Source organism: Geminicoccus sp. (assembly GCF_036263595.1).
Taxonomy (GTDB): domain Bacteria; phylum Pseudomonadota; class Alphaproteobacteria; order Geminicoccales; family Geminicoccaceae; genus Geminicoccus.
This window is the reverse complement of the sequence record NZ_DATAGQ010000012.1, coordinates 1-5,399: the sequence shown is the minus strand read 5'-3', so window position 1 is coordinate 5,399 and position 5,399 is coordinate 1. Positions and strand designations below refer to the sequence as shown.

Below are 5,399 nucleotides of genomic sequence, written 5' to 3'. Positions count from 1 at the left end.
TCCTAGCCTGCGGGCGAGGCTGGCATCCATGCTGGTGGTCACGCTCGCGGCCAGCGCCTGCGCGCCGTCGCTGCGGGCGAGCAGCGGCCCCATGGACGACCTGACGGCGGCGCCGATGCCGATGCAGACGGCAGCGGACATCGGCTCCGGCCCTGGCGCCGACTTCCTGGTCGGCCAGTTCGCCATGGAGGTGGGCGACATCGCGCAGGCGCAGTCGGCGCTGCAGCGGGCGCTCGCGGCCGATCCGGACGACCTAGAGCTGCGCCGGCAGGTGTTCTTCCTGAACATTGCGAGCGGCGAGCGGGTGGGTGCCGTGACGCAGGCGCGGGGCCTCGTGGAGCTCGACCCGGCGGCGGACGAGCCGCGCCTGGCGCTGTTCGTGGACGCGCTGCAGGGCGGGCGGCTGGGCGAAGCGCGGGCGCAGCTGGAAGCCATGCCGGAGCGGAGCGTGGGGTCGCTGATCTCGCCGCTGCTGCGCGCCTGGCTGATGGTGGCCGAGGGCGATCCCGCGGGGGCGCTTCAGGCAATGCCGGCCATCAACCCGGAAGACCCGCTGTTCGCGGTGCTGGTCTATCACCGGGCGGCCATGCATGCGCTGGCGGGCGAGCCCGCGGCGGGGCTGCCGGCGCTCAAGGCGCTGGTGGTGCGCCCGGAGGGGGCGCCGATGCGGGCGACCGTGCTGGCGGCGCGGCTCGTGGCGGAGCAGGAAGGGCCAGACGCGGCCATGGCGATGCTGGACGAGGTCGAGGCGCTGCAGGAGCAGCCTCCCATGGTCCGGCGGCTGGCGCTGAGTGCCGTCGAGGGGCGGGTGCCGGACAGGACGCTGACTACGGCCGGCGAAGGGGTCGCCGATACGTTGCTGGCGATTGCGGAGGCGCTGCGCCAGCAGCGGGCAGGCGGACGGGCGATCGTCTATGCCAGGCTCGCGGCCTGGGCGGCGCCGGACGATGGCGAGGTGACGCTGACGGTGGCGAACCTGCTGGTGGGCCAGGACAACCCGCAGCTTGCGATCGACATCCTCCAGGCGGTGCCGGACAGCTCGCCCTGGAGCTGGGAGGCGCAACTGGCGATGGCCGATGCGCTGGTCGCGGCCGAGAAGCAGAGCGAGGCCAGGCGGCTTTTGACCGAGATGGCGGCGGCACGGCCGGAGCGGGTCGACGCGCTGGTCGAGCTTGGGGATCTCGCCCGGCGGAGCGACGACTACAAGACGGCCGAGCAGGCCTATGACGATGCGCTGGAGCGGCTGGGCCCGTCGGCACCCGGGCAGTGGCGGCTCTATTACGCCAGGGGAGTGGCCAGGGAGCGGCTGGGCGAGTGGGACGCGGCGGCGCTGGACCTGCAGGAGGCGCTGCGGCTGGAGCCGGACCAGCCGCAGGTCCTGAACTACCTGGGCTATTCCTGGGTGGACCGGGGCGAGAACCTGCAGGTGGCGCTGGGCATGCTGGAGAAGGCGGTGGAGCTGCGGCCGCAGGACGGGTTCATCATCGACAGCCTGGGCTGGGCCTACTTCAAGGTCGGGCGGTTCGACGACGCGGTGAGCTGGCTGGAGCGGGCGGTGGAGGCGGAGCCGGGCGACCCGGTGATCAACGACCATCTGGGCGACGCCTACTGGCGGACCGGGCGGACGCGGGAGGCGCGCTTCCAGTGGCAGCGCGCCTTGTCGCTGGAGCCGGAGGAGGCGGTGGTGCGGTCGCTGCAGGACAAGCTGGCCCATGGCCTCCCTTCCTGAGCGGGGCGAGCGGGCCCTGGGCGAGGAGGGGGCGCTCACCGAGGCGGCACCGGCCAAGGTCAACCTGGACCTGCTGGTCACGGCCAGGCGGCTGGACGGCTACCACGAGCTGGACAGCATCGTGGTGTTCGCGCCGGTGGGCGACCTGGTCCGGTTCGAGCCGGCCGAGGGCGGCCTTGGCGGGCTGGAGCTGGCGGTCGAGGGGCCGTTCGCGACGGATGTGCCGGCCGATGGGGGCAATCTCGTGCTGCGGGCAGCCGAGCTGTTCCAGCGGCGGACGGGGGCGGCCGTGGCGGGCAGGCTGGTCCTGGAGAAGCGGCTGCCGGTGGGGGCTGGGCTTGGCGGCGGCAGCTCGGATGCGGCGGCGACCTTGAGGCTCCTGGACCGGGCCTGCCGGACCAATCTCGGCAACGGGCGGCTCAGGGACCTGGGCGCTGAGCTCGGGGCGGACGTGCCGGTCTGCGTGTACGGGCAATCGGTGCGGATGCGGGGGCTGGGCGAGCGGCTGGACCCGATTCGCGGCCTGCCGGACCTGCCGCTGGTGCTGGTGAACCCGGGTGTGCATGTGGCCACGCCCGCGGTGTTCCGGGCGCTGACGGAACTGGGCGAGGAGCGGGATGGCGGGATGGTGCCGCATCCGGGGCCGCGCGTGCTGGCCTCGTTCCTGGCGGAGAGCCGCAACGACCTGGAGCCGGCGGCGATTGGCTTGGCACCGGTGATCGACAAGGTGCTGCAGAGCCTGCGGGTGCTGGATGGGTGCGCGCTGGCGCGGATGTCGGGCAGCGGGGCCACCTGCTTCGGCCTGTTCCCCGAGGAGGCGCAGGCGGTGCGGGCAGCGCAGATCCTGCGGCAGGCGGTGCCGGGATGGTGGGTGGAGGCGGTGGTGGTCCGGGGCGAGAAACCGGGGCGGTGAGGCCCGGCAGGCCATTGTCGGCGTTGAGTGACGGGCCGGTCTGGCGTATGGCGTCGGGCGGATGCGTTGGGGCGTCGCCAAGCGGTAAGGCAGCGGATTTTGGATCCGCCATGCGAAGGTTCGAATCCTTCCGCCCCAGCCAGTCCGATGCTCGCATCGGACTGGCTGGTTCTTTTGGGTGTCTATCGGCCTCTGGCCTGCTTGAGACGTTCATGGGTCTATCGGCCTTTGGCCTACTTGAGACTTTCCTGGGTCTACCGGCCTTCGGCCTACTTGAGACTTTCCTGGGTCTACCGGCCTTCGGCCTGCTTGAGACGTTCATGGGTCTACCGGCCGTTGGCCTGCTTGAGACGGGTATAGTCGATCCGGCAGGGCGCAGGGTTCCTGCTGCAATTGTCGCATGGGCTCGACAGGCCGCGCCTGTGGCTTGCGCCGGGCAGGCGGGCGCGGCATGGGGTGGGCGGTTGTGCGGTGCAGCATCCATCTCGCTGATGGCGTGAGACCGCCGCCGGCTCCGATCCCTTGATCCTCAACGAGTGAATGTGGACGAGATGACCAAGCACGACGGCAAAGTGGCGCTGATCACGGGCGCCACCGGCCAGGATGGGGCGTATCTTTCTAAGCTGCTGCTGGACAAGGGCTACGTCGTCCACGGCATCAAGCGGCGCTCGTCCTCGTTCAACACAGGGAGGATCGAGCATCTCTACGAGGACCCGCACACGCCGAACCAGCGGTTCATCCTCCATTACGGCGACATGACCGATTCGACCAATTTGATCCGGGTGGTGCAGGAAACGCAGCCGGACGAGATCTACAACCTGGCGGCGCAGTCGCACGTGCAGGTCTCGTTCGAGACGCCGGAATACACGGCCAATGCGGACGGGATCGGGACGCTGCGCCTGCTCGAAGCGATCCGGCTTCTGGGCCTGACGAAGAAGACCCGGTTCTACCAGGCCTCGACCTCGGAACTGTACGGCAAGGTGCAGGAAGTCCCGCAGAGCGAGACGACGCCGTTCTACCCGCGCTCCCCTTATGCGGCGGCCAAGCTCTATGCCTACTGGATCGTGGTGAACTACCGCGAGGCCTACGGGATGCATGCGTCGAACGGCATCCTGTTCAACCATGAGAGCCCGCTTCGCGGCGAGACGTTCGTGACGCGCAAGATCACCCGCGCGGTGGCGGCGATCCATCTGGGGCGGCAGAACAAGCTGTTCCTGGGCAACCTCGACGCCAAGCGCGACTGGGGCCATGCGCGGGAGTATGTCCGCGGCATGTGGCTGATGATGCAGCAGGTTGAGCCGGACGATTACGTGCTGGCCACGGGCGAGACCCATACGGTGCGGTCGTTCGTGGAAAAGGCGTTCGCGCATGTGGGCGTCACGCTGCGCTGGCAGGGCGAGGGTGTCGACGAGAAGGGGATCTGCGGGGCGAGCGGCAAGGTGCTGGTCGAGGTGGACCCGCGCTATTTCCGGCCGACGGAAGTGGACCTGTTGATCGGCAACCCGGAGAAGGCGCACCGCAAGCTCGGCTGGCGGCACGAGACCGACATGGACGGGCTGCTCGCGGAGATGGTGGAGGAGGACCTGAAGGTGATGGCGACGGCACCGGTGATGACCTATGCCTGAGGTCCTCTTCCCGCTGGAGGGCAAGCGGGTCTGGGTGGCCGGCCATCGCGGGATGGTCGGCGGGGCGATCGTGCGGCGGCTGGAGCGGGAGGGTTGCCAGATCCTCAAGGCCGGCCGCGACGAGGTCGATCTGAAGCGGCAGGCGGACACGGAAGGCTGGATCGCGGCGCACCGGCCGGACGCGATCTTCCTGGCGGCGGCCAAGGTTGGCGGGATCCTGGCGAACGACACGTATCCTGCCGACTATCTCTACGACAACCTCATGATCGAGGCGAACATCATCGACGCGGCGCACCGGGCGGGGGTGCAAAAGCTCCTGTTCCTGGGCTCGTCCTGCATCTACCCGAAGATGGCGCCGCAGCCGATCACCGAGGACAGCCTGCTGACCGGGCCACTCGAGCCCACCAACGAATGGTACGCGATCGCCAAGATCGCCGGGATCAAGCTGGCCCAGGCCTATCGCAAGCAGCACGGGCGCGACTTCATCTCGGCGATGCCGACCAATCTGTATGGCCCCGGCGACAATTTCGACCTGCAGTCCTCGCATGTCATGCCGGCCTTCATCCGCAAGGCGCACGAGGCGAAGGAGCGGGGCGAGCCTGAGATCGTCATGTGGGGGACGGGCACGCCCAGGCGCGAGTTCCTCCATGCCGACGACTGCGCCGACGCGCTGGTCTTCCTGATGAAGCATTATTCCGGCCATGAGCACGTCAACGTGGGCTCGGGTTCGGACGTGACGATCCGGGAGCTCTTGGAGCTGGTCTGCCGCGTGGTCGGCTACGAGGGCCGGATCATCGAGGATACCAGCAAGCCGGACGGCACGCCGCGCAAGCTGATGAGTGCCGACAAGCTGCGCGGCCTCGGCTGGCAGCCGCGGACCCCGCTGGAGGAGGGTGTGCGAGCGACCTACCAGTGGTTCCTGGAGAACGACCACCGCCGCTGAGCGGCTGCCCGGCTCCCTCCGGATCGCTCGGGTTCGATTGTACCATCTCACCTTTCTCACCCCACCCTGGCGAGCCTGGTGCCTGGCGGCAGGTCCCTGACCCAGATGGGCGGTCCCTTGCCGTCGGCGCCGAACTGCAGGACGAAGGCCTCGGCCGGCTCGTGCATGGGCTGTGGCCAGCGGCTGGCG

Annotated in this window: 4 protein-coding genes and 1 tRNA gene; all 5 read left to right on the top strand. The window is 69.5% G+C overall.

The genetic code is table 11. From position 1 onward, the window contains the following. The coding region (locus VHL31_RS00850) for a tetratricopeptide repeat protein (protein ID WP_329659307.1) at nucleotides 1–1,729 on the top strand (1,729 nt) is incomplete at its 5' end. Continuing rightward, on the top strand, nucleotides 1,713–2,642 hold the full coding sequence (locus VHL31_RS00845; RefSeq protein ID WP_329659306.1) for a 4-(cytidine 5'-diphospho)-2-C-methyl-D-erythritol kinase: 930 nt from the start codon (nucleotides 1,713–1,715) through the stop codon (nucleotides 2,640–2,642). The genes VHL31_RS00850 and VHL31_RS00845, both read left to right, overlap by 17 nt. Before the next feature lie 67 nt (nucleotides 2,643–2,709). Beyond that, nucleotides 2,710–2,784, top strand: a tRNA-Gln gene (locus VHL31_RS00840). Nucleotides 2,785–3,193: 409 nt separating this feature from the next. Continuing rightward, nucleotides 3,194–4,267, top strand: a complete 1,074-nt coding sequence (gene gmd, locus VHL31_RS00835) for a GDP-mannose 4,6-dehydratase (RefSeq protein ID WP_329659305.1) — start codon at nucleotides 3,194–3,196, stop codon at nucleotides 4,265–4,267. Beyond that, nucleotides 4,260–5,210: a GDP-L-fucose synthase gene (gene fcl / locus VHL31_RS00830; protein ID WP_329659304.1), complete on the top strand. Its 951-nt coding sequence runs from the start codon at nucleotides 4,260–4,262 to the stop codon at nucleotides 5,208–5,210. The genes gmd and fcl overlap by 8 nt, the downstream gene beginning before the upstream one ends. Nucleotides 5,211–5,399: the final 189 nt, after the last annotated feature.

Coding starts and splice junctions, on each gene's coding strand:
- VHL31_RS00845 (WP_329659306.1), top strand. CDS start 1,713: ATGGCCTCCCTTCCTGAGCGGGGCGAGCGGGCCCTGGGCGAGGAGGGG.
- gmd (WP_329659305.1), top strand. CDS start 3,194: ATGACCAAGCACGACGGCAAAGTGGCGCTGATCACGGGCGCCACCGGC.
- fcl (WP_329659304.1), top strand. CDS start 4,260: ATGCCTGAGGTCCTCTTCCCGCTGGAGGGCAAGCGGGTCTGGGTGGCC.